The 26,602-nt window shown below is 36.4% G+C and carries 24 protein-coding genes; 1 reads left to right on the plus strand and 23 read right to left on the minus strand.

From position 1 onward, the window contains the following. Positions 1-2: 2 nt before the first annotated feature. The 15 genes from ABU165_RS21220 to ABU165_RS21290 form a co-directional block, all read right to left on the minus strand. Entirely contained in the window at positions 3-1,232 is a 1,230-nt protein-coding gene (locus ABU165_RS21220; RefSeq protein ID WP_318060924.1) for a hypothetical protein, read from the minus strand. Between the two features lie 49 nt (positions 1,233-1,281). Then, a complete protein-coding gene (locus ABU165_RS21225) occupies positions 1,282-1,968 on the minus strand; it encodes a hypothetical protein (protein ID WP_318060923.1) in 687 nt (228 codons plus the stop codon). Between the two features lie 29 nt (positions 1,969-1,997). Beyond that, the gene (locus ABU165_RS21230; protein WP_318060922.1) at positions 1,998-2,840 is read right to left on the minus strand and encodes a hypothetical protein; all 843 of its coding nucleotides are present in this window, start codon (positions 2,838-2,840) and stop codon (positions 1,998-2,000) included. 44 nt (positions 2,841-2,884) lie between these two features. Beyond that, positions 2,885-4,213 carry a hypothetical protein gene (locus ABU165_RS21235; protein WP_318060921.1) on the minus strand — a complete coding sequence of 443 codons (1,329 nt, stop codon included), beginning with the start codon at positions 4,211-4,213 and terminating at the stop codon, positions 2,885-2,887. Positions 4,214-4,251: 38 nt separating this feature from the next. Beyond that, positions 4,252-4,902, minus strand: a complete 651-nt coding sequence (locus ABU165_RS21240; RefSeq protein ID WP_318060920.1) for a hypothetical protein — start codon at positions 4,900-4,902, stop codon at positions 4,252-4,254. Next, positions 4,902-5,288, minus strand: a complete 387-nt coding sequence (locus ABU165_RS21245; RefSeq protein WP_318060919.1) for a TadE/TadG family type IV pilus assembly protein — start codon at positions 5,286-5,288, stop codon at positions 4,902-4,904. The genes ABU165_RS21240 and ABU165_RS21245 overlap by 1 nt, the downstream gene beginning before the upstream one ends. 22 nt (positions 5,289-5,310) lie before the next feature. Next, on the minus strand, positions 5,311-6,684 hold the full coding sequence (locus tag ABU165_RS21250) for a VWA domain-containing protein (RefSeq protein WP_318060918.1): 1,374 nt from the start codon (positions 6,682-6,684) through the stop codon (positions 5,311-5,313). Between the two features lie 29 nt (positions 6,685-6,713). Continuing rightward, on the minus strand, positions 6,714-6,944 hold the full coding sequence (locus ABU165_RS21255) for a hypothetical protein (protein ID WP_318060917.1): 231 nt from the start codon (positions 6,942-6,944) through the stop codon (positions 6,714-6,716). Positions 6,945-7,031: 87 nt separating this feature from the next. Next, positions 7,032-7,970: a type II secretion system F family protein gene (locus tag ABU165_RS21260; RefSeq protein ID WP_318060916.1), complete on the minus strand. Its 939-nt coding sequence runs from the start codon at positions 7,968-7,970 to the stop codon at positions 7,032-7,034. Between the two features lie 2 nt (positions 7,971-7,972). Beyond that, positions 7,973-8,899, minus strand: a complete 927-nt coding sequence (locus ABU165_RS21265) for a type II secretion system F family protein (protein ID WP_318060915.1) — start codon at positions 8,897-8,899, stop codon at positions 7,973-7,975. Positions 8,900-8,911: 12 nt separating this feature from the next. Beyond that, the gene (locus ABU165_RS21270; protein ID WP_396349996.1) at positions 8,912-10,240 is read right to left on the minus strand and encodes a TadA family conjugal transfer-associated ATPase; all 1,329 of its coding nucleotides are present in this window, start codon (positions 10,238-10,240) and stop codon (positions 8,912-8,914) included. 15 nt (positions 10,241-10,255) lie between these two features. Then, a complete protein-coding gene (locus ABU165_RS21275) occupies positions 10,256-11,416 on the minus strand; it encodes a CpaE/TadZ family protein (protein ID WP_318060914.1) in 1,161 nt (386 codons plus the stop codon). Between the two features lie 34 nt (positions 11,417-11,450). Continuing rightward, positions 11,451-12,239 carry a Flp pilus assembly protein CpaB gene (cpaB, locus tag ABU165_RS21280; RefSeq protein WP_318060913.1) on the minus strand — a complete coding sequence of 263 codons (789 nt, stop codon included), beginning with the start codon at positions 12,237-12,239 and terminating at the stop codon, positions 11,451-11,453. A 680-nt stretch (positions 12,240-12,919) separates the two neighbouring features. Then, a complete protein-coding gene (locus tag ABU165_RS21285; RefSeq protein WP_318060912.1) occupies positions 12,920-13,609 on the minus strand; it encodes an N-acetylmuramoyl-L-alanine amidase family protein in 690 nt (229 codons plus the stop codon). A 111-nt stretch (positions 13,610-13,720) separates the two neighbouring features. Next, complete coding sequence (locus ABU165_RS21290) at positions 13,721-14,305, minus strand: histidine phosphatase family protein (RefSeq protein WP_318060911.1); 585 nt, start codon at positions 14,303-14,305, stop codon at positions 13,721-13,723. Positions 14,306-14,714: 409 nt separating this feature from the next. On the opposite strand from ABU165_RS21290, the gene ABU165_RS21295 reads away from it, so the two are divergent. Next, entirely contained in the window at positions 14,715-15,899 is a 1,185-nt protein-coding gene (locus tag ABU165_RS21295; RefSeq protein WP_318060910.1) for a DUF4317 domain-containing protein, read from the plus strand. A 120-nt stretch (positions 15,900-16,019) separates the two neighbouring features. On the opposite strand, the gene ABU165_RS21300 is transcribed toward ABU165_RS21295, so the two are convergent. From ABU165_RS21300 to ABU165_RS21335, 8 genes are all read right to left on the minus strand, one after another. Then, complete coding sequence (locus ABU165_RS21300; protein ID WP_318060909.1) at positions 16,020-16,412, minus strand: RloB domain-containing protein; 393 nt, start codon at positions 16,410-16,412, stop codon at positions 16,020-16,022. After that, positions 16,396-16,878, minus strand: coding sequence for a hypothetical protein (locus ABU165_RS21305; RefSeq protein ID WP_318060908.1), 483 nt, complete (start codon positions 16,876-16,878; stop codon positions 16,396-16,398). Before ABU165_RS21305 ends, ABU165_RS21300 begins: the two co-directional genes overlap by 17 nt. A 27-nt stretch (positions 16,879-16,905) precedes the next feature. Then, a complete protein-coding gene (locus ABU165_RS21310; protein WP_318060907.1) occupies positions 16,906-18,249 on the minus strand; it encodes an AAA family ATPase in 1,344 nt (447 codons plus the stop codon). A 538-nt stretch (positions 18,250-18,787) separates the two neighbouring features. Further along, positions 18,788-18,970 (minus strand): hypothetical protein, encoded by a 183-nt coding sequence (locus ABU165_RS21315; RefSeq protein WP_318060906.1) that lies wholly within the window; start codon positions 18,968-18,970, stop codon positions 18,788-18,790. A gap of 131 nt (positions 18,971-19,101) precedes the next feature. Then, positions 19,102-20,784 (minus strand): ATP-dependent nuclease, encoded by a 1,683-nt coding sequence (locus ABU165_RS21320; protein WP_318060905.1) that lies wholly within the window; start codon positions 20,782-20,784, stop codon positions 19,102-19,104. A 71-nt stretch (positions 20,785-20,855) separates the two neighbouring features. Further along, positions 20,856-21,608 (minus strand): hypothetical protein, encoded by a 753-nt coding sequence (locus tag ABU165_RS21325; protein WP_318060904.1) that lies wholly within the window; start codon positions 21,606-21,608, stop codon positions 20,856-20,858. A gap of 344 nt (positions 21,609-21,952) precedes the next feature. Continuing rightward, entirely contained in the window at positions 21,953-26,185 is a 4,233-nt protein-coding gene (locus ABU165_RS21330) for an NACHT domain-containing protein (RefSeq protein ID WP_318060903.1), read from the minus strand. 114 nt (positions 26,186-26,299) lie between these two features. Beyond that, positions 26,300-26,566 (minus strand): hypothetical protein, encoded by a 267-nt coding sequence (locus ABU165_RS21335; RefSeq protein ID WP_318060902.1) that lies wholly within the window; start codon positions 26,564-26,566, stop codon positions 26,300-26,302. Positions 26,567-26,602: the final 36 nt, after the last annotated feature.

A 26,602-nucleotide genomic window follows, 5' to 3' on the forward strand; every position in this document is an offset into this window, starting at 1 on the left:
CCTCATTTTCCAAAGACTGATTTAAAGAAGCCTGTTACCTTTTCCTTTGCTTTCTTGTATTTCTTTTTAACATCTTTTACAATCTTCTCTCGATTTCTGTACAGCTTCTGCCCGGCACTCGCTAGGCTAAGAACTCCGCCGACTATTACCATTCCCGCAGCAATTGGCTGGGCTCCTGGAATAAGTGCAACTGCTGGGGCCAACCCAGTTATAATACCTCCAGAATTCCCCACTAAATCCCATGTTGCATTTGTCTTATCCTCTGAATTTTTTGCATTTCTTAGCTTATCAACATTTCTTATTGTGTCATTAACAGTTAAGGGCAAGGTTATTGCGGATACGACAGCATTGCCGGGGGAAAATGTCTTACCTGTACGGTATAACTCATCATATTTTTCAAGTGACCCTATAATATCACCAGCTTTTTTTAAATCGCTGGCTTCTTTGATACTTTTAAAAGTATTATATTTATCAACCAAGCCCTTTGAGTCCTTGACCAGGGATTGGGCATCATAAAGGGCATCTATTGAAGCATCCCCTTTTGTGAACATCTTAAATCCACTAACTGCAAGTCCCTTTTTATAATCTAATAAGTCCTTTAGTTCTAACTCATTTCCTCTTACTACTTTATCAGTCATATTTAATGTACTCTTAAGGACATCTTTAACTGCAAAATCAAGGCCAGCTTTTTTATCGGGATCTTTGAAATTGAAAAAAGGATCTTCAGCCTCTGTATTGTTATTTATTCCAGGCTGTGTGATCCCTCCGCGGAGAATATCATGAGGATCGATTCCCGGACTCTTATAATCAGGATTATATGGAGGTCCTATGGGTGGATTAACCGGTACTGAATTGTCCGGTAAGTTTGAAGGAATATTGGGAGTCATTCCTGAGTCAGGTGATTTTGTATCACTTGATGGATTAGTTGATCCATTACCATTGCCGTTTGGATCTAAATTCCATTCCGGCTTGTTATCCCAAGGACTTAGATTCCATTCCGGTCCTTTTTGCCAGCCTGGATTCACCCATTCGGGCGGAGTCTCCCATTCGGGCGGAGTCTCCCATTGAGGTTCAGACCATTCAGGAGGACTGGTCCACCCAGGACTCTTCCAGTTCGGTGCCTTATCCCAAGTACCCCATGCGTATGCGTTCAAAGCAACAGCACTGGGATTTAATAATATTGTGACTGCCAATACCAAGAAGGATATTAGGACTCTTTTTAGAATTATCATATAGAGTAGCCTCCATTCAAAAAAACTTTCAGGCTTGCTGGTGTCCTGGTTACACTTGCTCGACTGCTCTCCACTTCATCACATAAAATGTCACTAGTATAACCATGAAAGGAAAGATGATCATATTAAGTAGCATCTGACTGAAAAGATGGGCAGCGTAAGAAGATGTAATAGAAAAAACGAGAGTTTGAGAGAAAAAAGTAATGACCATTTCCAGCAGCCCGATTCCTCCAACAATAAATAACAAAGCTAGGAAATGTTTTTTTCCCATTTTGAAGGAGGCCTTCCATACCTTCCTAACAGGTTTCCCTTCAAGTACAGACAGATAAGGAACCAAAAACAAGAAAATCATAATCAATATTCCAGGTATAATAAATAAAAGAGTTCCAGCTATTGTGAGAATTCCATATAGCAGAGCAAATACAAAGATGGAAAAACCTAAAAGAGCTAAGGTTTTATAGGCATTTCTGATTGGATTGTCCTGCCCTTCCTCTTCATCATACACATATTTAATGAAAGGAATTTGTGCGATAGTAAGAAGAACCAATGTTAGAAATCCATAGAGCAAATCAGCCCCAGGAGTTGTATTGTTAATAACCGGTGTGACAGCATATACATAATTCATAATCAGTGCGTGAAAGACCAGCAAGGGCAGCAATATACTTACTGCAAACAAAAGCAAAGCTCCTATATTTGTTACGTAAAAATGAACGGCCTCCTTAAAAGGGTGATTCATAGGAATTTCTCTCCTTGTAATTGGTTCATCTAAATTGGGTTTCTTAGCATCGGAATAAAATCCTTTTCGAAAATAATTCGTAGTTGCTTGATATAGCGTTCAGTGAATAAGGCTTTTCCTTCATTCCAGTCCATATCATAAACCAGGTCGCCTGAGGATTTTTCACCAAAACTAAAGTCCTCTAAACTTTCATCTATATATCCTACAGATTTTGGGTTTATATAATAGTCTGTATAATGGAGTAATTTTCTCGTTTTTGAAAAAAAGTCTGTTATCTTTCTGTTTTTTTTCAACCATTTATCAATTTCGCTAATTCCTTTTATAGTAGATTTTTGCATATGGAGTTCGGTATATCTATAAAAATTGTATTCTGCAGAGTTTAATATGACAGCTTCTGTTTCTTTGTCTGTTAAGACCCCTTGAAGCATAGTGTTTTCAATATCCAACAAATTGCTGTGTAATCGCTTTGTCTCAGCTTTTCCATGTTCATAGAACTTTACCATTCTTAAATATTCCTCTATATGTAATTTGAATTGCTCGGTCTCAGCAGGATTATTCTCTTTCCAGTGAATCAGCAGCTTCTCTAGGTCTTTCAAATACTTTAGCGATTTATTATAGCTGACACTCATTTCCTTAGTAACTACATTAATTAGAGAGGAAGCAGTAGACAAATTCCAGTATGCTTCTAGAATATCGGAAGACATAGCAGGCCTTTCACAAAAGATAAAAAAACCCGTATTCTCGTTATTTTTGGTGAAATTCAAGCCCCAAAATTTGTTGTTATTTTTTGAATAAAAGTAGGTCCATGGATTCATGTTTTCAAGATGCTTTTTATATTTTCTCGCAGCTTCCAGCGCTTGTTCCACTACCAAGTACACCCCCTGATTAAGAATGGAGCATAAATCGCTCCATTCTCTTATCTAGAAAATAATGAAATAACTCCTTTTGCAAGTTTGACCCCAGTATCAACAATCTTCTTTCTAGCTTTGTTGCGGAAATCAACCACTTTCTTTGCTGCCCCAGTAATTTTATCCCAATGTCTTGAAATCAACTTCGTGGCAGTCCCTGCTGCCCAAAGCGCACCGCCAACCATTATCACACCTGCCCCAACAGCTTGAACGGCCGGGATAGGAATGGCTGTCATCATTGTACCCGCATTCATTAAAAAGTCGCCGCCGCTAGCCATTGTTGTTCCTATAGCCTCACCTTTTTCTTGTCCAGACTTGGCATCACCAATACTTTTAAAACCTTTATAGGTATCAACTGCAGCAAAACCAGCGCTAATGCCTGCAGTGGCAAAATTGAGCTTAGCTAGAGGAGACATTTTTGAAACTGACGAAGCAGTCTCTAGTGTTGAACTGCTTGCCGGTGAAAGTGCACTTGTGTCATTTAGAGCTAATCTAGCTTTCCTTAAAGTATCCAAAGAATCCTTTACTTTAAAATACTTATCCGCGCTATCATGCCCATAAAGGAGCATGTCTGCAGGAACACTACCCTCAAACCCCAGCTTAAATCCGTTAACAGCGACACGGGTTAAGTAATTAGTCCGGCTTGGAAAGTTTACATTAAATTTCTCGGGATCCTTTACTGCATCATGAATCATCTTCACTTGGCCATTTATTATCGTATCTCCTACATATTTGGTCACTTTGTAGGGATCTAATGGCTTATTTTCTTTGTTCGGGTCAGGTTGCCCATTGTCAGCTTGACCGCCTGTTTGTTCAGCAGGTGGATTATTTTGCTGATTAAGATCTTCTAAAGTCTCCAATCCTGGATTTTGATAATCTGGATTTAGAGGCGGGCCAGGTATAAAATTATTGTTTCCTCCTGGATTCTGAGGAGAATATTCGGAGGGGCTGCCTGGATCAGGCTGTTCTTTTCCGTTCCCTGAAGGATTCTTTCCGGGCCCATCTCTACTACTGCCAGGATCAGTATTCCATTCAGGTGGAGTAACCCACGGCGAATTTTCCCACTTTGGAGCATTATTCCATTCTGGGGGTGTATCCCAGCCGGGTTCGCTGTTCCATTCAGGAGGCGAATCCCAACTTGGTTCTTGCCACTCAGGCGGATTGCTCCATTTAGGTTCATCCCATTCCGGCGGTGTACTCCAGCCTGGTTTACTCCATGCAGGCGAATTAGTCCAAGTATCCCAAGCATACGCCTGTAAAGCAAAAACACCTGGATTCGTAACAATTAAAACAAACACAGCAACTAGTGAAAGAAATAATTTACGAAGGTATTTCAAAAAGGGCACCTCCTGCTTCATTTAGAGAGAAAGCAGATCTATAGCGCTATATTTAAGGGCCAACTCATTGCTTCTAGAAAATCAAAGCTCGGGCCTTGGCCGGTCTGTTTGATGTAGCGCTGGTTTTCAGAAAGATATTCATCGAATTTGACTGCCTCATATCTTGTAGATGTATTAACTTCTATTCGATTTTTATCATTCAGTGAAATGGTTGTCTCTTCAACTTTTCCATTATTATTCAATATGTTAATTTGTACTTCGGTCATAATTTGGTCCCTTGCCCCAGCTAAACTGCTTGAGATTTTGCTTTCCAGCAAACCGTTACCAGGCAGTTCCCTTTTGAGCACATTATTAATAGCAATATGTCTTTTTTCAGTCTCACTGTACTGATCGGATGACAAACCTTGAATTTCGTCATTCACTTTATCCCGCAGTTTTTCTGGTTCAATTTCTCCTTCCAGAAGCTGTTCGAGAATAGCCCGATCATACTCATCTATTGCCTCATCTAATGCTTCCAGTAAGATACCGGATGCGACAATGCTTGCCTGATCTGCATTATTGGAGGCATGCTGTTTTTCTATAAGTACATTTGCAAAGTTAGCAATCAGCATAAACATTAGTGTGAATATTCCAAAAAAACTTATCATAAATATCGTGGTATTACCATTTTCATTCTTTAAGTTGTCCACTACTTCATCACCCTGCCATTGATTGACTTGGCAAATGATATATCTGGCATAGATCCTGTATACTTCTCTGGAATAAATATCAGCCTTAAATCCACATTAAGTGTGAGTTCAAAGTTATTGTTTTCTCTACTACTTTCTACGACTCCATTAAAATTGAGATTTCCCCCTGCGCTAGCTAAAACATCACTTGCTGCAATATTTGCCTTATCTAAGTCTTCTGAGGTAGAGTAAACCTTCGCAGCTTCGTTAACTGCAGATTGAGCGACCATGACGGCGTAGCCTGCTACCAGAAATTGAATGAAAATCATGAGTATTAACAAAACAAGGGGCACCATTGCGAGGAATTCTATGGTGGCCGATCCCCGTTCATTTCTTACCTTTTTCACAATGCGCCCCTCACTTTTCCATTTAATTAGATACATTCTTTTCATATAACTCATCTAATTGCTTGCGAATATTTTCTTTATCAGCCTCATTCACATCAATTAAAACCTTTGTCAATTCGTCAATTACTTCCCTCTGACGTTTATAGTACTCATCTCGGAAATCAGTTATTTGTGAGAGCTGCTCATCGGTTATTTTGCCATTTTGCTTTATTTGGCTTAATGACATTGTGATTTTCGACTTTTCAATATTATGATTCTTTACCCATTCGTTTTTAATTGAACGGATATCAAGTTTTTGGTAGTTAAAATCTTTCTGATATTTCGTTCGCTCTTCATAATACCAAGTACGCCACTTCATAGATTCTTCTACAGCTTTATCCAGTTGATCTTGCAGCTGCTGCTGGCTCGTAACGTTCTGATATGTGCCCCCTGCAGCTTTTGCAACTTCTTCCAGCTGTTTCTGGTCCTTCCCTTTGACATCAAATCCAATAATATTAACAACCGGCGCAACACCAGAATCTTTCAAATCCTTCGCTGCTTCTATCGGATTACCGTCGCATGTCTCGATTCCATCACTGACCACATAAACCATATTCTTATTATCCTGTCCCTCAAATTGCGCTAAGTCCTTTTGTGCTTCTATCAAAGATTGTGCAAGCGGTGTCCAGCCGGCTGGATTGAATTGATCCAGCGCACTATCCAATCCTCCCTCATTATATGGCTGGGGAGAATATACCAGTTCATTTGATGAACAAGACATCTTTTTATCGGAATCGGAGCCTGTCCCTTTATGTCCATAGACTCTTAAACTGATGTTTGCTTCTTCAGGCAGTGATGAAGCAAACTTTTTAATAGATTCTTTTGCTAATTCCATCCTGGTTTTTGAACCTAATTTGTTGGCCATACTTCCACTTGAATCCAGGACAATTTCCACATTGAAACTCGCTTGTGATTCTTGTGAGCTGCTGCTTTCTGAATCAGGTCCTTTTACCTCCGTCGCCGACTCCATAATTGCTCTTGGATCTTGGTATTCCTTTTTAAATTGGGAGTACAAATATCCGAATATCTCTTTGAGCTCCTCATCAGAAGCATCTTCCGGCACTTCAGGAACAGCGTCTAAAGCAGCTTCTACTTCTGCAGTATCTATGCTTAAATCATCACTTGAAAAGGATCCTTCAGGGTAGGTAATGATTTCTTCCAAAGTTTTCGGCAGCGGAGGACTGTCTAAAGCAGACAATTCCTCTGCATTGCCGGAAGCCTGCTCAGTATCTGCAGTCTCTTTCTGAACTTCTGTTTTTGCTGTCTTCTCATCTTTCTCTCCGCTGCTTGCGGAGCAACCTGAGATGATAATCGCACTAATCAGAGGCGCAAAGAGAAGCCTGTGTAAATTACGCATAGATGCCCTCCAAGCTTTACAATAGATTGTTAGTTATTAATTGACTCGATTATATCTGAAATTTTTGTAACAATAGCACTTGCCAGTCCCTCTCCCTGGCTCTCCATTGCTCCAGCAAGAGCAAACATTAGAGCTACAACTACAGCTGCCAATCCTACCCACTCAATTGTAGAGACTCCATCTTCATTTTGAACCTTGCTTTTCACATTTGCATACATTCCTACCACACAATCATTCATCTTCGCTACCATTTTCTTCATTTTAATTCCTCCTATTAAGATAGTTATATTTTTAAAACATAGAACTCCTGATCCAAGCCTGCAGTTTTGGCATCACCCCTTTCAATGTTATGAGGTAAAGAATCTTAAAAGACTGTCCTCACCGTAGACCATATTCAACAATACCAGGCCGATAATCAGCAGCATAATTAAAGGTGCAATGATAAATGATGTAATCATCGTTACTTTTGGAGAGGCTTTTGCTGCCTGTTCCTTTATTTGCTCCAAGCTTATCTTTCTGATGTCTTCTGCCTGGCTTTTTAAAGTTGAAGCCATTGGGACTCCTAATCTAGTAGCCTGTATTAGCGATTTAATAAAACTTTGAAATTCCTCATTATCATTTCGTTCCAGAAGCCCGCCATAGGCTTTCTCCCTGGGTACCCCCAGATCAATTTCCTGCAGAAATAGAGCAAATTCTTCTCTGATCGGACCTGAAAAATATTTAATAACCTCTTTTAATGCACTGTCCATATTAGAGCCGGCCTGCAAGCTGACACTGACTGTGTCCAAAAAATCGGGCAAATCACTCCTCAGCTGCTGCTGTCTTTTTTTTGCTTTTGAACGCACGAGAATGATAGGAACGAAGAACCCTAAAATCGGAAGTGACACAAAAGCAATATTGGCTAAGGGCAATCCTAACAAAACAGAAAACAGTCCACCAAGGAACCCAATGATTACACAAACAATTTTAAAGCCTTGAAAACGGCCAACAGTCATATCAAAGGGGTTTCCTGCTTTCTTTAAAAGTACTTGTATTTCGGACGATTCACTTAATAAATTCACTCTTTCACCAATAGTGGAGAAATCATCAGCGTATCTTGCCAAAAAGGCGATTACTTTTTCTGCTGCAGTTATCTTCCTTGAGGCTTGAAAAGAAGAAGCTGCCGCGATTTCATCCATGTGAAACTTTAATCCTTCTTTTCTTTTGGCAAATTGATATAGATTAACTAATCCAAGTGCTAACGTTAACCAGCAGAGAATAACAGTTATTAAAATTAATGAATCCATAATTACACCTTTATATTGGTAACTGCTCTTACCATAATAAGAGCCACTACCATTCCAATTGTAAAAATCGTCATAAGGATAGCACCAGGGACAGTGAAAATAAGATCTATAAAACCATCCATAATGTTATTTAGCATAAATAGTAGAAAAATAGGCATTGCCGGAAGGATATAGGAGACAAACCGTTGTTCTGCTGTAGCCGTTTTAATGGTTTGCCGCAGAATCTTTCGTTCTTCGAGAGTCTGCGCCATTTCATATAATACTTTTGTTAAATTTCCGCCTGAGCTTTTTTGAACCATTAACGCTGATATAAAAAGTTTGTATTCCCTGGTCTGTATCCTTTTTTCCATTTCCACAAGAGCCCTGTCAAAGTCCAGGCCTAGCCGGATATTTTGTGTTAACACTTTAAATTCTTCTTTTGCTGGAGAATTTATTTCAGCAGCTACAACTTCTAGACCCTGGATAATAGTCATCCCCGATTTGGTTGCATTGCCAAGGAGTCTGCAAACCTCTGAAAGCTGGTTATTTAACTGCTCCGTGTATTTATTTTTTCTAACGAAAAAGATAAGCCAATAGCTTGCTATCATGAAGATTGCTGCTATACCAGCGCTAATGGTTAAAGGTATATTAAAAAATCCAAATAATAAAATAGCAATAAAGAAACCGATAAAGATCAGGATTGCATAAAATTCCGAAGGCAGTACGGGAATATTGGCATGAATCAGCTTCTTCTTAAAATCTAAAGCGTATTCTGTTTGATCAAATCGGTCTCCAACTTTTGCTATCAAACTGCTTCGCTGCCTTTCTCTTTTAAAAAGGTCTAGATACTTCTTTTGAATTTCCTTCTTTTCTTTCCTGTACCCAAGGTAGTTGTACATCCCCCATATAAACAGCAGCACAGCTGCCCCGAATAAGATAGCACTTTCCATCAGGCTCACCTCCTATGCGGTAAATAGTGTAGAAGGAATATCAATTCCAAAAACTTTTATTCTTTCCAGACACTTGGGCAGATGTCCCGTAGGGGTAAAATAACCATCCACCTGGCCGTTGCTCTTCAAACCGTTTCTTTTAAAAGTGAAAATTTCATTTATAGTAATTTCACCATTGTCATCATTCCTGTATATCTCGCAAATTGAGGTGATCTTCCTTGTACCGTCCGTCAGCCTGGAGCTTTGAACGATAATATCAAGCGCTCCGACTATATATTCACGAATGATGCTCGAGGGAAGGTCCATGCCTGCCATGATTACCATCCCCTCCACACGCCTAAGAGCATCAAATGGAGTATTGGCATGTACAGTGGTAATGGAGCCTTCATGTCCAGTATTCATAGCCTGAAGCATATCAAATGCTTCAGCGCCGCGAACCTCACCTACAATTATGCGGTCCGGCCGCATCCTCAAAGAGTTTTTCACCAGGTGACGGATGGTGATTTCTCCTTCGCCTTCCATGTTTTCTGGCCTTGCTTCCATTCCTACAACGTTGGGCTTATCAAGTCGAAGCTCAGCGGAGTCCTCAATAGTTATAACCCTTTCCTTGGCAGGTATGGAATTTCCCAGGACATTTAGAAGCGTGGTCTTTCCACTTCCTGTACCACCCGAAATAAGTATATTCAGCTTTGACTTTACGATAGCATCCAAGAAGACTGACATGTCATCATTTAAAGTTTCAAAGTTTAAGAGGTCTGCCATCTTAAATGGATCTTTCCGAAATTTCCTAATAGATACAAGCGGCCCATTCAAGCTGATCGGAGGAATGACAGCATTCACACGGCTCCCGTCCGGAAGTCTGGCATCTACCATTGGAGAGCTGTCATCAATCCTTCTCCCCAAAGGTGCCACAATCCGGTCAATAACGTGGCGGACATGGCTGTCATCCCGAAAAGAGATAGGTGCCAGCTGCAGTTTTCCCAGCTTCTCTATATAAATTTCCTTTGGTCCATTAATGAGTATTTCAGTAATGGAAGCATCATTCAGAAGCGGCTCCAGCGGTCCATAACCAATTGACTCATCAATAATCCTGGTAAGAAGCACTTCTTTGTCATGCCTTGGAAGAATGATTTTTTCCTCACTCATATATTGGCTGATCAGCTGTTCGATCCTTAGCTTCATCTCTCCCTGAGGCAAGCTTGTTAGTACCTCGAGATTAGCTTCTTTTAAAATCCTCGTCTTATAATGGTCTACCAGTTCAGAGATATAATGATTTTCCATTAATGTTCTGGAAGATGATCGGCTTACCTTCTTTTCTGTCCTTTTCTCAAATAGTGACACAGGTCATCAACCCTTTTACTCTAAAATTTGGCTCACCCATTTTTTTATGGACTTTGCAAACGGGATAAGTTTCTTTTCGGTAGCTTCCTTCCTGAATGGCTCGCTTTTATTTATGTGTGCCTGGACCCCTTTAATATCCCGGGGGATTTTATAGGCTACTGGATAATGAATGATATTTTTAAGATCCGCAGGCTTTATTTCGTTTTCGCGCCCTACTTCGTTTAAGAGAAGCTCCAGCCTTCCTTCTGTTTCAATGCCAAGCCTTAAGAATAGGCCTTCAACTTGCTTAAGCATGCTTACAGAAGGTGTATCTAAATTTAACGTGTAATAAATCTTATCGGATTCTTCCAGGGCGGAATACGTATGCTCATTCATGATTGTGGGTAAATCCACAATTACAAAATCATAGCTTCTCCGGCAGGTTCTCAGCAGCCTCGATACAAATCCTTCGGGCAAATTCTCAGCCACCTCCGCATCCCGCGGGCTTAATAGAATTTCCAGCTTGGAGTATTTCTCTTTCTCTGAAACATTACGGATATGGCTCTCATTCAGCTCCTCAATAACAGGCAGCAGATCAGCCAAAGAGCGGTTGGACTCAATCGATAAATAAGTTTCGATTCCTCCGAACTGGAGATTCAAGTCAATCAGGATAACCTGGGCAGTGGATTCAAGTTTTAAGGTTTGTGCGAACGAGCTGGAAAGAATCGTTCTGCCGCTCCCGCCTTTTCCGCTGTAAAAGGAGAAAATTTTACCTCTGCCCCTCTTAAAGGACTGGCTTGCTGAAGCTGTTTCTGAGAGCTGCTGTTTCCTTTGGACAGCCATCTGAATAATACTGTCCAGCCTTCCATACAGCATCGTATTTTCATCTGGAAGGATAAAATAGTCCACTACTCCTGACCTGGTAACATTCCTTAATAAGTCAAAGTCCTGGGAGAAAGCAATGAACACGATAGGAAGCATAGGGCTTGCCGCATGAATATAATCAATCGTATCCACAGAAGCTTCACCCTCAGACTCGATCAAAAACACCAGGTCAGGCGCTAAACGGTCCAATTCTGCCCGAACCTCATTATGATTTATCGTCTCTACCTGTTTAAAATCAGTAAAAAGACCTCTAATATTCGTGAGTGATTGCTCTTCATCACTTACAAGCAGGATTTTTATTTCGTCACCCATGTTAGTCCTCCATTACGATCTGGTTGATTGTCTATTAATTGGCTGATCCATTAGCTTTCGCTTGCTCTTCCTTCTTTTTCTGTTCTGCTGCCTTTTGTTCTGCAGCCTTCTGCTCTGCTGCTTTTTGCTCAGCCGCTTTCTGTTTTTCTGCCTCTTCTACTCCTGCATCGGCCTTTTCCCCTTCAGCAGGCTCCTCCGCCTTCACTTGTTCCTCTTTGCCCACATTGGCTTTTAGAATCCTCATGCTCTCTGCATAGTTTTGCATGTGAATGATTTTAGGGGCTTCTTCTTCAGGGACTTCAACTACAATTCCATTAAATTTTTTATTGCTCTCTAAAGCAGATGTAACAGGAACATCTTTCATAAATATCTCTGTCACAGGCTTTCCATCAAAATTGTGCGAAACAACGATATCCACCCTATCGAGCGCCTCCAACTTCTGGTCAAAGTTCACTCTCTCTGACTGCGGAATCATTAACAGTCTATTATTCTCGTCCCTGACATTGGATACAGGCTTAATCATCGTTTTAGTAATAACATCTTCTGCAGCTAACGGAACAACTAGTACCTTATTAATTAATTTTCCGACATCAGTTACATGAGAATTATTCAGATACCTGTTAGGAATCTCAACAGTTTTTACCTGATCTCTCTCAATAAGCGTCCTGGAAGGTATATCCCTTGCAGCTACATAAATCTCTGTCATCCCTCCTAGCTCCGCATTCAGCTCGCTGACTTTCTTTAGAACGAAATATCCCGCTGCTGCTGCTAATAAAACTGATACAAGAATAAATATGATAGCTCTCCTCTTCGACTCCAACATCCTGCGGCTTCTCTCCTATAGGTAATATTTATTTTCACAAGAAAATCTTTCCTGTTAAATCCCTACTTTTTACCTCGTTTAAACAATTTTAAAACAGCTTAATTTCAAAAATTTTCTTTTTATATACTATATATTAACTATCATGCGTTCACATTTCCGTCAAACACGCTTCCAGTTTTGTCGAATTTTGTCTGTAATTATCTTCCTAGCAACTCTTTAAATCGAGATTTTTTTTTGAGACAAAAGTTGGGCAAGCGAGCAGGCGAAGAGTTATATAACCACCTTAAAATTGTAATATTTTAGGTTATTTATTTTACAATTGTTAAATTTTGTGGGTATTTAGTATTATTTTTTAGGGAAATGTATCTAGAAAGCATTTTGACGACGAGATACCAGTTCAATTTTCTGCCTAATAAGTATTTAAAGAGTAATTTTTCACTTTATGGAATTGTTTAACTCATTAAGAATATTTTCAGGTCTGCCAAAAGTCTGTGATTCTTTAAGTATTATTTTGTCGGTTTAAAGCGCTGCCGGCTTCTTCTCTTAGTCAGAAAGGAGCACCTTCTCCAGGCAAAAATAAAAAGGCTCCCGTTTAAGGAAACCTTCTTTTATTCCGAGTTTCTTCTATTAATATAGAATCTATCTCGAAGTGATAATATATGATTTAAGATCATTCTGCTTTATTTTACCCGCAGGCGCTGCCCGGGGTAGATGGTATAGGCACTGTCTAGTCTGTTCCAGCTTCTGATCTGCTGAATGGGGCTGCCGTATCTTCTGCTTAATGCATACACAGTCTCCCCGGTATTAACCAGATGGTAGACTGGCTTATTCTTCTTCCGCAGATTGAAGGCCCTTGCGATTCCATTGGCATGTCCCCGGGCTATGCTTTCAAGAAAAGAGCCCTTCCTGAGCTTGGCGGCATCTGCCGGATTGTCGATAAAGCCGCTTTCAGTGAGGAGCGCAGGCATGCGCGATTCGCGGAGTACATGGAAATTGGCCTGCTTTTTCCCGCGGTCGGCGAAGCTTGTCTGCCTGATTATCTCTTGATGGATGATAGTCTGATAGGTGGAAGTCGGTGCCCCAATTCCCGGATAGGTATAGTCCTCATATCCGGTGCCTCCGCCGGCATTTACATGGAGTGAAAGCAGGAAGTCAGCCCCCCAGCTGTTGGCGGCATCTGTCCGTCGCTTCAATGATACTGTCTGATCTCCGCTGCGGCTCATCCTCACAAGAACTCCCTGGTACTCATTAAGCAGGATGGACCGCACTCTTGTCCCAATTTCCAGCGTAATATTCTTCTCCAGCAGCCCTGTTCCCGCTCCTCCCGGGTCAGCTCCCCCATGGCCCGGGTCAATAAATATTTTTACCATGCTTTTCACCACCTCCCTACTGTTTATGAGGAAAGTCATTGGCCAGCCTGTACATTGCGGGTGGCGCTTTTGCTACAGTATTCCAGATACGCAGTTTGCCTGGACATTTGCTCAAACTAAAGCCGGCCTCCAAAGCCTTTCAAAACCAGCCATATTAAACTGGTCATCAAGTGTAAGTTTGTATATATCCGGTTTGGTGGTACATCGATGGAAATCGAAATTGAATTTCTCATCAAAATAATTCAGCAGGCAGGTCATGATATGTCCATGGATGCCGACTGCGATTTTTCTGCCGCTGTATTTAGAAGCTGCTTCTCTTAGCGCGCATATTCCCCGTTCCTGGATTTCCAGGTTTGATTCTCCGCCTGGATATTTAAAGCCAGGGTTTTCATACACATATTTCAAGGCTTCCAGCGGCTTTTCAAAATGATGGCTCCTCGATGCCAAATCCCCTTCCCGGATACGCGGGTCCGTTTCCACATCTTTTCCTAAGTTTCTTGCCAGTCCTTCGACTGTTTGTATTGCTCTCACATAAGGGCTTGAGAGAATATGCTGAATTCCCTCTACTGCCAATAGATCAGCCACCCTGCGGGCGTCAGACCAGCCCCTCGCAGACAATCCCCGTGTTTCTTCATGCACCAGCGAAAACTCAGAATGGGCATGTCTTATAAAATAGATTTCAGTTTTCATATCCATTCACCATTTTTCCCTTTTTGATTTCAGTATAAATGACAGATAGGGCCTCAACCAATAAAAAAAGCCCGTCTCCCAGACGGACTCCAGCACTATTCGTTTTTAATAAATATTTCCATATCACTTGTTCTTTCACCATCAAGCATATAAGCAACGCTTTCGCTTTCTCCGGCTGCCCCATTAGTTCAATGTTCTCAGTATATCTTCCCCTGCATCTTGCTGTGCCGATAAATGAAGCTCATAATTCAACCATTAGCACCTCCCCTTTGGAAAAATTCAACCGTTAGACGACAAGGAATGGAAAAGGTTTCAAAAGTTATTTAGGCAGTGTTCATAATAGGTTTTCACTATGACCCTTTATTTGTTATCCTAGTACATATGCCAAGAAGGCAGCTTAGGAGTGTTAAAAAACATGAACAAAAAAGACATCGCCCAAATTCGGAAGCAGTTCAAGATCAATAATGATCTGCTTAAAATCTCCGATATTTTTAATGTGTATATCATGAAGGATTCCAGCGACATTTTTCATTATCAGAGCCAGCCTTTTGAGATGCTGGATCAGGAGCAGCAGGAGCTGTTTCTGCACAATTTTAAAAAGATGCTCGCCGGCCAGCTCGATGAAAAGCTCTTCGAATTGAAGTTCCAGCGGGATGCGGATAACAGCAGCCAGCTGATTCTTCATCAAGGGCTGCTGAGCAGTGATGTGGAGGGCTGGGCAGAGCAGATGCTCAAGATTGTAGAAAAACTGCTTGCAGTCCGGCAATATGAAAAAGATATCGTCATCACATTCATCCGCGGGGAATATTACAAGCCGACTAAGCGCCGCAATGACGAAGCAGAAGAAAGCGAACGGGATACCGTCTATTCCCATCCCTTCATTCTCTGCAGCATCAATAATACCCAGGAGCCGAAGAAGGAACTGCTTTTTGACTATGTAGAAAAAGAATTCAGATACCACTTTGTCATGGATCCAATCATCAACCTTAATGCCCCGCTCTCCGGGTTCTTATTTCCATGTTTCACCGATAACGCAGCGGATGTCAACCATGTTCTCTATTCTGCAGGCAAGGTCCACGAGCCGGATCACCTGTTCATAGAGGATGTGCTTAACGGGGAAGAAACGATGACAGCCCAGGATGATAAAATTGTTTTTGAGGAAATTATCAAGGACGTCACAGGAGACCAGCTGAGCACCTCTGCACTCTCCACGGTCTATGAGGAAATCAACCGCATGATTGTGGAAAATGAAGAAGAAGAGCCGCCAAAGCTCGATTCCAAAGACTTAGAACGCGTCCTCAAAATGAGCGGCTTTGAGGATGTCGATTCCGAAAAAGTTGAATCTTCCTATCAAAAGATCATCGACGACGACAAATACGAAATCAAAGCCAGCAGCGTCCTGCCGAAATTCACATCAAAATCCATAAAAATCAGCACCAAAGTCGCCAACATCTCCATCAGCCCCCCTGATCTGCGGTATGTGAAGCAGATTGTGGTGGATGGCAAACGCTATCTGATGATTGAGGTGGAGGAAGAGACAGTGATTGAAGGGTTTACGATGATTCCGGAGGCATTTGGCGGGGGAGATACGGAAGAATAAGACAACAAATTAAAACCCGGTATCCTTTTGAGAAAGAACCGGGTTTTGTATATGGTTAAGAACTAGAAAAGAAAGAGAAATCAGGTCTTATTGGAATCAAGTATTATTGAAAAACACTGCTTAATATTCTAACAATCGATTCATAATATGGTGTATTGAGCTTCCAATTTCATTCTTTAACAACCTATTATCATCTACATAGTTATTTATATTTTTTTTAAAATCAGTGAACTTATCAATGAATAAATTAGCATCATAGTTATTTTTTTTATAAGTACAACCATATTCTTTCATCTTTTCATTTAGAGTGTACTCTATAAGCTTTTTATTACTAGTTTTACGAGGATTTGTTCTAATTTCCTCTTTGTCCATTGATAAAGAATCATCAAGATGCAATAATAAATAAAATTCAAAGTTAGGATTTGTAATCCCTAACAAAAACTCATTTTCTTTACAAATCTCAAGTACTTTATCATATTGAAAATCTTTGAAACTTCTATAATCCCTGTCCAATATTAAACATATTATCCAGGTCTTTTTGATACGTACTTAATTCATTCAAAGTTCGAATTTGTTCAATAATCTGGTTGTTGTGTTCAATTATTAAATGCTCCTTAGCATCCCCCAAAATTTCTTCTAATTCACTATATAAGTCAACTTCATTAATTTCCTCTTCTTCAAACTTATCACTTAAATCTAAAAGTTTATTTTTGTTCTCTTCAGTAAGTTGTTCATTTGCTTTAATGTAATTTTCTATTGTAGCAGTAATTTTATATTGATTAGAATGGGATCCTCTAATCCTTTCCAAAATTAATACATCAATTAATGAATCTTTCCTTACACTTTGCGCAAGTTCTCTTATATAGATATTCTCAGTCTTCTCTCCCTCAATTACAAAAAAGAATTTTTTCTTTACTTCTTTTTTCTCCTCGACCACCCGAGACTGATTAGGCATTAGATTTGAAAGTCTAAAAGTCACTTTTTCATCCCCATTCAACACATCACTTTAACTATATAAATTATTGAATACTTTGAATTCAGGAATACTTCCATATCTTCCTTCTAAATATGCTTTTAATATATCCTTATCAAACCTTTCCCTATATCTTTCAAGAGAGTAAAGATTTGATTGACCATCATCTTGTTTTTCTACAAACCATATCTCATCTCTTCTAAGCAATTCTAAATCCAAAAGTCTATCCTCATGAGTAGTCACAATTAGTTGACCAGGATTTTCTTTCTTTAAGTACTCCTTTATAAAATTATAAGTTAGATTTGGATGCAAACTCCTGTCTATTTCATCTACAATAAAAACTTTCTCATTATTGCTTGCCAATATATCATAAATCTCAACTAGTCTGACAGTTCCGTCAGATTCTTCACCGAGTGTGTAAAAAACATCCTCTGTAGAGTGTTTGAATGTAACAGTCTTAATTATTAAATCTTCTTTAGTTCTTTCTATTTGATGTATATTGTATGGGGTTCTGAGAAGGGCTTGCGCTTTCTCTGCTTCTTCGTTATAAATTTCTTCTAGGATCTTCTTCACAAGCATTGATGGCATTTCTTTATATAAATCTTTCTCATTAATGACTTTCGTACATACCTCTTTAACTCCTGTTCCAAATGAATCCAAAAAGTTTGATAAAGCTAGACCGTTATCTTTTTTAATATATGTTATTCCACTTTCGGAAGTAGCCTCATCTGGAGATATTACTTCTAACTTATTATTAAACCAATCAAAGATTGAGTTGAGAATTGAAATTTTATTTACACTCTTTAAATTCTGCTTATTTTTATTTAAATCAGTAATGAATAAGGAATTAAATAACGCTTTAGAATCTTCAATGTATACCTCTAAACGCAACCTATCCTTATCATTAAGGTTTAATATTTGATGGTTAATATTAAATGTACTTTTATTTTCATCTATACTTCTTGTAAAAATCTCAACCTCCTTATTCCCCTCCAGAGAATATAACCACTCACTTTTTATCATCTTTTCATATAGATTTAAAGAAAATCCATATGCGTAAACAGCCTCATCAATTACGATTTCGTATTCAAAGCGGGTATCTCGAGTATTATTACTAGGATTAATTTTACAATATTTATCACGAGCGATGGTATTAGGGACCCCATTTAATATTAATTTTCTAGAAAATTTAATTGCATCAATTAAATTAGATTTCCCTGAAGCATTGGCACCGTACAAGGCTGCAAATTTCAACAGCGATACATCATCAAATTTTATCATATGTTTTGCATGTCTTCTTGTATTACCAGTTGTCATTGAAAACTGAGTAAGATTGTTAAAGGAAAGATAATTCTCAAACCGAAAATTAACTAACATAAAATCATCCCCTTTAGGTGGATTTTTCACTTATTATTGTTATTATACCAACAATAAAGACTCATAATACATATATTTTATATTTTAATGTGAAATTTTCACTCTATGAGTATAAATCCAATAGGCGAAGCGGTATCAGATAAATGGTTTGAAAATGGAATTAAAGTTTATTCATTTTCATAAATATTGCATTCCTTTGGTTTTTGTATGAAAATGAGCAAATCCAACATAAACAACAAAACAGCAGTCATCCTTCTGCACGGAAGAAAAAAGCCTTCCACTGTTTTGATTAAACAAGTGAAAGGCTTCTGTAACCTTATAAATTTATATTCCTACACTTCAAGAGGAAGCGGTTGATTACATCATGCCGCCCGTAAGATGAGAGTGTGTAATATCGTTAACGTGAAGTGCAAAAAGTGTGGTAAATCAACGTTTTGGATACTATTTGCTGTAACATCTTTAACGGGGATTTATCGCTTTTTATGGGATTGCGTTAGCAAAATGTTAACATTTTATTAACGGACCTCTTTAATATAACTTATTGATCTTCTTCAAACTTTTTAATTATATCTTTAACTTCTTTAATATTAATGGATAACTTTTTAGCTATCTCATCTACCTCAAATCCTTTGAGATAGAGAGCTATAGTACCGGCTGTATTATTCTGAATATTTATTAGTACTTCCTCAAGGCCTGTTTTGGTTTTATTACTTTTATGCATAACTCACTTCCATAACAAATTTATTTGTTAATTACCTTAATAAAATAAACTTTTGCTCTTTTGAAGTATTAAAACTTTGTAAATTGCTATTTTAAAAAAGCACCAACCATATATAATAGCTCCTTTTGAACTTAACGATTGTTTGATTTATTTATCCAAGTAAAGATAGTATTAATCAATAATTTTAAAGATTCATCGATTTCTTCGTATTTATATTCCTTTACAACTTTCCCGGCAACTTTCACTTTATCAAATGTGCTTGATAAATTAGTTATTATCGCATTATAAGTCTCTTCATTATTTTCAAGATTATATTTCTTTCTAATATTATTATCAATAAATAACTCGGAAAATTTCACATCAAATGAATCTTCAATAGTAAAACAAAAAGTAGGAATAAGATTTTTTTCACTTGGTGGTCCAAAGTCTATTCTTTCGTCCTTATATTTAAAATAATGCCTGTGAAACTCAATATCACACAGTACCTTTCTAAATATTGATTCTGGTACATAGTTTTCAATTTCTCTACCATGAGTTGTAATTAACTTAATGAATTCGTTACTAGGATCATTTTCTTGAATACGTTTCCTTAATCCTTCTAAGCGTGGCTTTAATTTGGTTTCCATTTCGCCTCTATCTCTATCTGCAATAACCAGTGCATATCTACTAGTAGATATAATATCAAAAAATCTATCGGTAGTATCCTTTATTTCCTCATGTCCCTCATTTACAAAAACACTGCAAAAATCAATTAAAGAACCACCATACATGATAAAACTATAGTCTTTTCCCTCTGTAAGACTTATTCGTCTACTATCTGCCTCTAGTTCAATCCATTTTTTTAGATAAATCCTATCACTTGGTCCTTCAACCCAAATAACTAAATTGCTCTGTAATAATTGAGATGGATTAACCCCTAAGTTATTTAGGATTTCAAAAGTATCTTTCTTTTTAATAGACATCACCAAATCTGTAGTCCTATTTCCTCTCTGAAAGACACTAGTGATTGTCCAGTTTTTATCAACCCTGTCAATTAACGCATTTGAATGAGTAGTAATAAAATATTTATTCTTACTCAGTAATTCATCTGAATATAAAAGATCAATTAAAGCAATTACAGCTTTTGGATGCAGGTTACTTTCTGGCTCTTCTATGAAGATATTTCCCCCAGTTAAATCGAAGTGGTTAATATACTTAAATAATGCTGTAAGTATTTTAAGGGCCTGTATAACCCCAGTTCCCAAATTTTTTAAAGATTGCTTCAGGTCCCATTCCTTCGCTGTTCCTGTACAAAAATAAAGATTAACATCATTATTATTTTTATTGATTTCTACTAATACTGGTTCATCCAATACCTTTCGTAACCACTTACCTAGCTTTTCCTCATAGTTCTTGATTAATCTATTACTTATAATCCATTTAATATCACTAGTAAAGTCAATATTCTTTCGTTCCGTATCTATGAAGAAAAGTCTATTAAAGAACTCTGCAGGATTACCATTCTTGAACTCCATAAGATTCTGTAGTCCTTTATTAATATGAATTTGTATATCGTTTTCTAAATAAATTACTCCATAAAGATCTTCTGCTGTATTATTTCTATATGAATCTGTCTCTGAAAAAGCATATCTTTCGCCCTGCTGCATACAGTTATAGATTTTTTGGGCAGTTGAAAAGAAATTCAATATATTTGATTTCCCGCTATTGTTGGGACCAATAAACAAATTTATTTGTCTATATTTTAATTCAGGTTCGTTATTTAATACTGAGCCATAAGATCTAAAACCACTAAAATTAAAATCTTCTATAAACAAAAGTCACACCTCTTAAAAATAAAGTGAATTAAAATAAGCTAAACTAATTAACTATAACCCCAAAAACGATACTAATTCTTCCCAAGAATCTCCATAAAATCATCTACAACTTTCGAAGGTTGATTATAACAATCAGTAGCATTAAAGAAAATTACAGGTATGCCCTTCTTCATAAATAATCTAACTTTTTCGTGATCTTTAGTTGAATTCTGAAATGTATGGTAAGGGTCACCATTACATTCCAATATCCCCCATTTTCCATTTGGATGGTTTACTAAGAAATCCGGTTCTTTTGAGATACCTTCTATAACGCACGCTGGCAATGGAAAAAATAGTATTCCTCTTTTATCAAACTCTTTTGCAATTTCTATTTCAGATTTGGATCTGTACCTTAATCCATTGTAATTAAATTGTGCTTCATTATTGAATATATTCCCTTGATTATTTATTTGATTAGCTGCTAGAGTTGCAAGTTCATTCTGTCTCCAATCTACTAAATCAGCTTTAATCTTTGAACATAAGCAAAGCTTTTTAGGTATGAATCCTATTTGACTAGAATCATACTTTTCAATTTCAATTTCAAATGCTTTTTCTATTTTATCTTCATTATCCTTTATGTATTTAAAATGTTGTTCTTCCACTTTGAGATTAACCATATGAATAGACATATTCTGACCTGTGCTTATTATAGTTGCTTCATCTATCCATGCTCCAATTTCTAATTCAGCAGATAGAAGAGATCCTGCTAATTCCATCTCTCCATAATGCTTTAAGTGTTTTACCATTCCGTATAATATTGAATCCCATTCTTTATCTTCAAACATAGCTTTTCCTCCGCATTTAAATAACATAATATAAATATACTAAATTACTTCTAGTATTAGATTAACTGGAAAAAATCAATTATCAGAACACATTCACAAACTAATAATTCAATCAAATTTCAAGAAAAAGAAGCTCTAGGTTCACCTAGAGCTAAGTTCTAAATTAACTATGGCTTAAAGTAGAATATCCTAAAAATTATTTTTTCTATAAACTTTCAAAGTAAAGTGAGAGCGTATAATATTTATAAATTAGAACGCTGCCTTTCACTTGATTGCGTTAAAATTGAATTTGAAATAACCCATATATATTGAATTATAATCCCTTTTCCTGTATACTCACCTAATCAGAATCTATCTTCCATTTCTAATTCTTGATATTCATCTAAAATAGTATATTTTATATCAGTTTCATTATCGAGCCAACATATGAACCATTCCTCTTTTCTACTACGCTCGGATATCTTCTCCATATAAAGACTCCATACTAGTGTTAAATTTTTTTCTCTTAAATATTTTTCTAAATAATCTGCTCTAAATAATAAGTTGCTTTCATATCCAAAATACTGAGCATCAAATGCAACTATATTATCCTCACTATCCTTCCAAATCCCCTCAGAAAATTGAGTTAACTCAAAAAATTTAACTAAATTAGCATTCGGCATTAGGTAGCTACAAGAGGTTCTTTCTCCAGAAGCAGGATTGATATTTGTTTCCCAAAGATATTCCCGTACTGCATCTTCATATTCAATACCTTCTGATTCATTTTCATAAGTATTATCTAAATATGACGGATGCCAAAAATATTCAAATGCGAATACACCATACGGATTTTTCCAAGATACACTTAAATCTCCTTTCTTTTCTGATTTCAAGGTTATATATTTTTCTTTATCTTCATTAGGTAAAAAAGCCGCATTTGACTTTATGCAAAATTCATCCCTATCAACAAACTTTTTACCATGTTCTCTTTTTTGTACCAGTAACTGCGCTAAAGATATATAGCTATTGCCTTCGAACTCAAAAAATATAAAATCATTCAGATTATTAAATTCCTTTTTACTTTGCGCCCATTTTTTATTAGGACTAAATGGCAAATAGTTTTTAGTTAGATAAGAGTTTTCATTTTTTATGGGATACTCTAACAAACTTGGGTCAATATTCCGTAAGAATGGTTCCCACGGTCCATTATACTTCTTGTAGTATTCCTTTTTAATTTCGAGTATATGTTCTTCTTCTTTTAATGGTTCCTCAATTCCCTCTACTTCTAGCTCAACATCTTCCTCAGATTGTAAAAATTTATTGAAATATTGAAAATTCCTTTCACTTTGTAATTCCTTATATCTTTGAAATTCAGTAGTGTATATCTTTCTCTCTTTATATACAGGGTAGTTATCTGTAAGTTTGGCTAATACCTCATACAATGCAATCCACTGGTACTTTTTACCGATGCGTTCTATGGGATTATCATGTCGGCTATAATATCCTAAATTTCTATCATAATAACCATGTATTTGTTCATCATATCCATATTCAATAATCCTCATTGTAGCAATATTACTTAAATCTTGGTCATTAAATTGATTTCTCCAATCATATAAGGCACTACCAAAGACATATCTTCCAAAATCTCCATAAGCTCCAGTTCCTCTTCCATATTCAGTTGTCATAGATCTAATTATTTGATGAAATCCGCAAAACTCATTGTTAGCAATTTGCTGCATCTCTTTTAACTTATTATCAACTTCTTCCAATGTATACGTTTTTTCATACCATTTACTAGAGTATGGAGGGTTAATTTTTTCATACTTCTTAGGATCAATAGTGCCTTTATTAGCAGCAAATAAAATAATACCTCTCGCATAATCTCTAATTAAAACATTCGGGTAGACTTCTTCTTGTTCAAATATTTTAGTATAGATAATATCAATTATTTTTTCTAATTGTGGAACATCATTTGTTCTAAGTATTGCACCATATGCACTTGCAAGCAGTCTTTCCAATACGTAGGGATCGTTAACATCAATGAATAGTTTAATATTCTTTAAAATAATTGATGGTTCATTCATATATAATTTTACTAGAGCTATAGTAGAAAGATCTCTTAGCTTACGATCTGTAGAAGTAAATAGCCAAATAATACTCAAAGAAAGCAGTTCAAAATTTTCATACTTGAAGTGTCTAAAGCTCAAGTTTTGATTTAGAATGATTTCTAAAAGTCGCATAGGTACTTCTGAGTTATTATTTATAGATAATGTCCAACTTCCATCCCTTATAGACATTGGCATAGAATAGATATTATCATGTAAAAATTTAGCATTTAAAGGGGATTCTATAATATAAGACTGCTTTAACAAGTTTTCATATACTAAACTTTGTAAATCTATATTTTCTTGTCTTAGGCATAAATTTATCCAGTACAAAGTTCTTTCGTTTATATTTTGTACATTTCTCCATGAGATTCCTCGTACAAAGGATTCCGCTACATCAAAGGTTATAGAGTTACTTTCAACTAAATCTAGTAATTCTAAGTTTAGCTTTTCAGGGACAATTATTGAAAGACTCTCATACACTCCATAAAATAGCGGATTGTCGGAAGATAATAATTCCCCAAACAGTTTTTTATCTTGGCCATACTTTTCTAATAAAACTAACGATATATATATATCTGCAAATCTTTCATAAGTGAAATATACTAAACTTTCACCGCGATATCCCGAATTAATTGATAAAATATTTTCTTCTTCTAATCCTAAAACCAATGTTCTATAACCGATTGTATACGGACTAGCCGTACCGTCTAATATTTCATAAAATTCACTCAACTCAATGGAATAACTTTTATTTTCAATAAATTTCGCAGCAATTTCTTTCAGTATTTTATCAACCAGATTTAGAGAATTTGTATATAAAAATCTTTGATCTAGTGATAATCTATTATTAATCTTATCTATATATCTTTCTAATACCTCAACTATACTCCAACCCCTATATCCTACGTATTTTTCTTGGAATGCTTCACAATAAATTTGTAAGAACAAAGGGTTATAGCACTCATTTTCTAAAGAAGGGAATACTAATGGATTTATTTTATAGTAATTAAAGAAAGGATCTAATGCATCCAAACCTAAATTTTTAAATCCCTTGTGTTCTAATTTATGCAACGGAAAATCAGCCTCAATATTTTCAGGTAATACGCTTCTTACGTAGTTACTTCTTACAGATAAGACCACAGCAATATTTTCAAATTCCTTAATGGAATTTAGAAAATTCACCAAGTAATTTTTCCAAAAATATTTTCCTTCACCTTCATTTAAAGCATCTATTATAATTACAGTTCTCTTATTTTTTTTATTGGCTCTATCATTAAATTCTTTCAGAAAAGACTCTTTAGATCCTTTGTATTCAATCAAGCTAAATAATTGTTTGAATGGATGATCATGAGTGTTTAAATGTTGTCCCAAAAATAAGAAAACACTATGACCTTCTTCCTGCAATCTTTTAGCATTATCAGCTAATAAATGTGATTTACCTATTCCCGCATCTCCATATATCAATAAATATGGCTCATTAATTAAAACCGGCCTTACTAAATCTATGTAATCGTTTAATTCTCTTTCATCATTATTTATTGCGTGAATTGGATTGATTAAATCTTCCCTTACATTCTTTCTCACTTCTTGATATAGTTTATATCTCACACCCTCTACTTCCGCAATAAAGCTATTAATCTCTTCAGAAAGATGTTTCAAACTACTTTCTAGATAGAATTCTTTATCTTCACAGTCAATCTCTTTTAAACACTTTAGTATTTTTTCAATAAATTTTGTATCATCGTAACCTAACTCTTCTTTATGTTTTTGGAAAGTTTCACTAAATTTCATAATACTCAGTTGCAATTTACCTAATAACTCACTAAAATGTTTAAAGAATCTTTTATTACTTACTAAAGAATCAAAGATTGCATTAAAATCTGTTTCTACATTCGCCTCTGAAATATACCTTTTACCTAAATCCAATATATTTTGATTCAGCATTTTCTCTAAATGTTCATCCGTATATTTTTCCAAATAAGCTCTTTCTTGAATTTCTATTAAATTTCTTTCAAAGTATTCCTGTAAATTCTTATTACTTTCTACAATGCTACTTTGAATATTAGATAAAATACTCATCTCATTGGACTTAAAATTTTTATCTCTGTAATCTTCAAGATATGTAATTAAATCTTTTAAATATTGATTTACAACAGGATGGTCTTCTATTTCTTTAAGCTGCACAGACTTTCTATAAAGATTTATTTCATTGATTGCAAGTTTAGATAATTGCTCTACAAATGCCGCTTTAGAAACAGAGTTATAAGTAGCTCCAAAAACATAGTTAAATACCAAAAGCCCATTTTTTTCGTCATTTAAAAACTTTTGGAATGCATTTGAGTCGACAAAAGTATCGTTATATTCTTTTTTAAAGGTTTTTATCTTTTTAAGTTTCCACTTAATCTTTAATTGTTCTATTAACTTACCACTTATTAAAACCACAAATTTCCCAATTAAAGGTTTAACGACAAATAATATATCTACCATTTCCTATACCTCACTATACTTATCTCATTCGCATCGCTATGATATGATTTTGTGAGAATAATATCACCTTACTCATAAAGATTATCTGAGGGTTGCATCAATTTCCAAATGTATTTACTTATTATCCCTTTTAATAAAAGTTGGACAATTTCTCGGTATTGTAAATGCAGTAAACTCTTTACCCATACCCATTTCTGGTTGTTTAAGGACGGCCACTTTTAAACTCGGATTGCTAATACCAATTGGCATAGCACTATCTCCCTCATAAATTGCATTAAGATGGTCTATGTATTGCCCCTTTGTCTTACCACAGCTACATTTTTTCATTTTTAGGTTGAGGCTAAATATATCGTTACACTCAAGGCATAATAAAAGTTTCATTTATATCACCATTTGTTTCTGCTTATCTACGCAAAA

The sequence above is a fragment of the Cytobacillus sp. T106 genome (assembly GCF_040492155.1).
GTDB classification, from domain to species: Bacteria; Bacillota; Bacilli; order Bacillales; family Cytobacillaceae; genus Bacillus_AB; species Bacillus_AB infantis.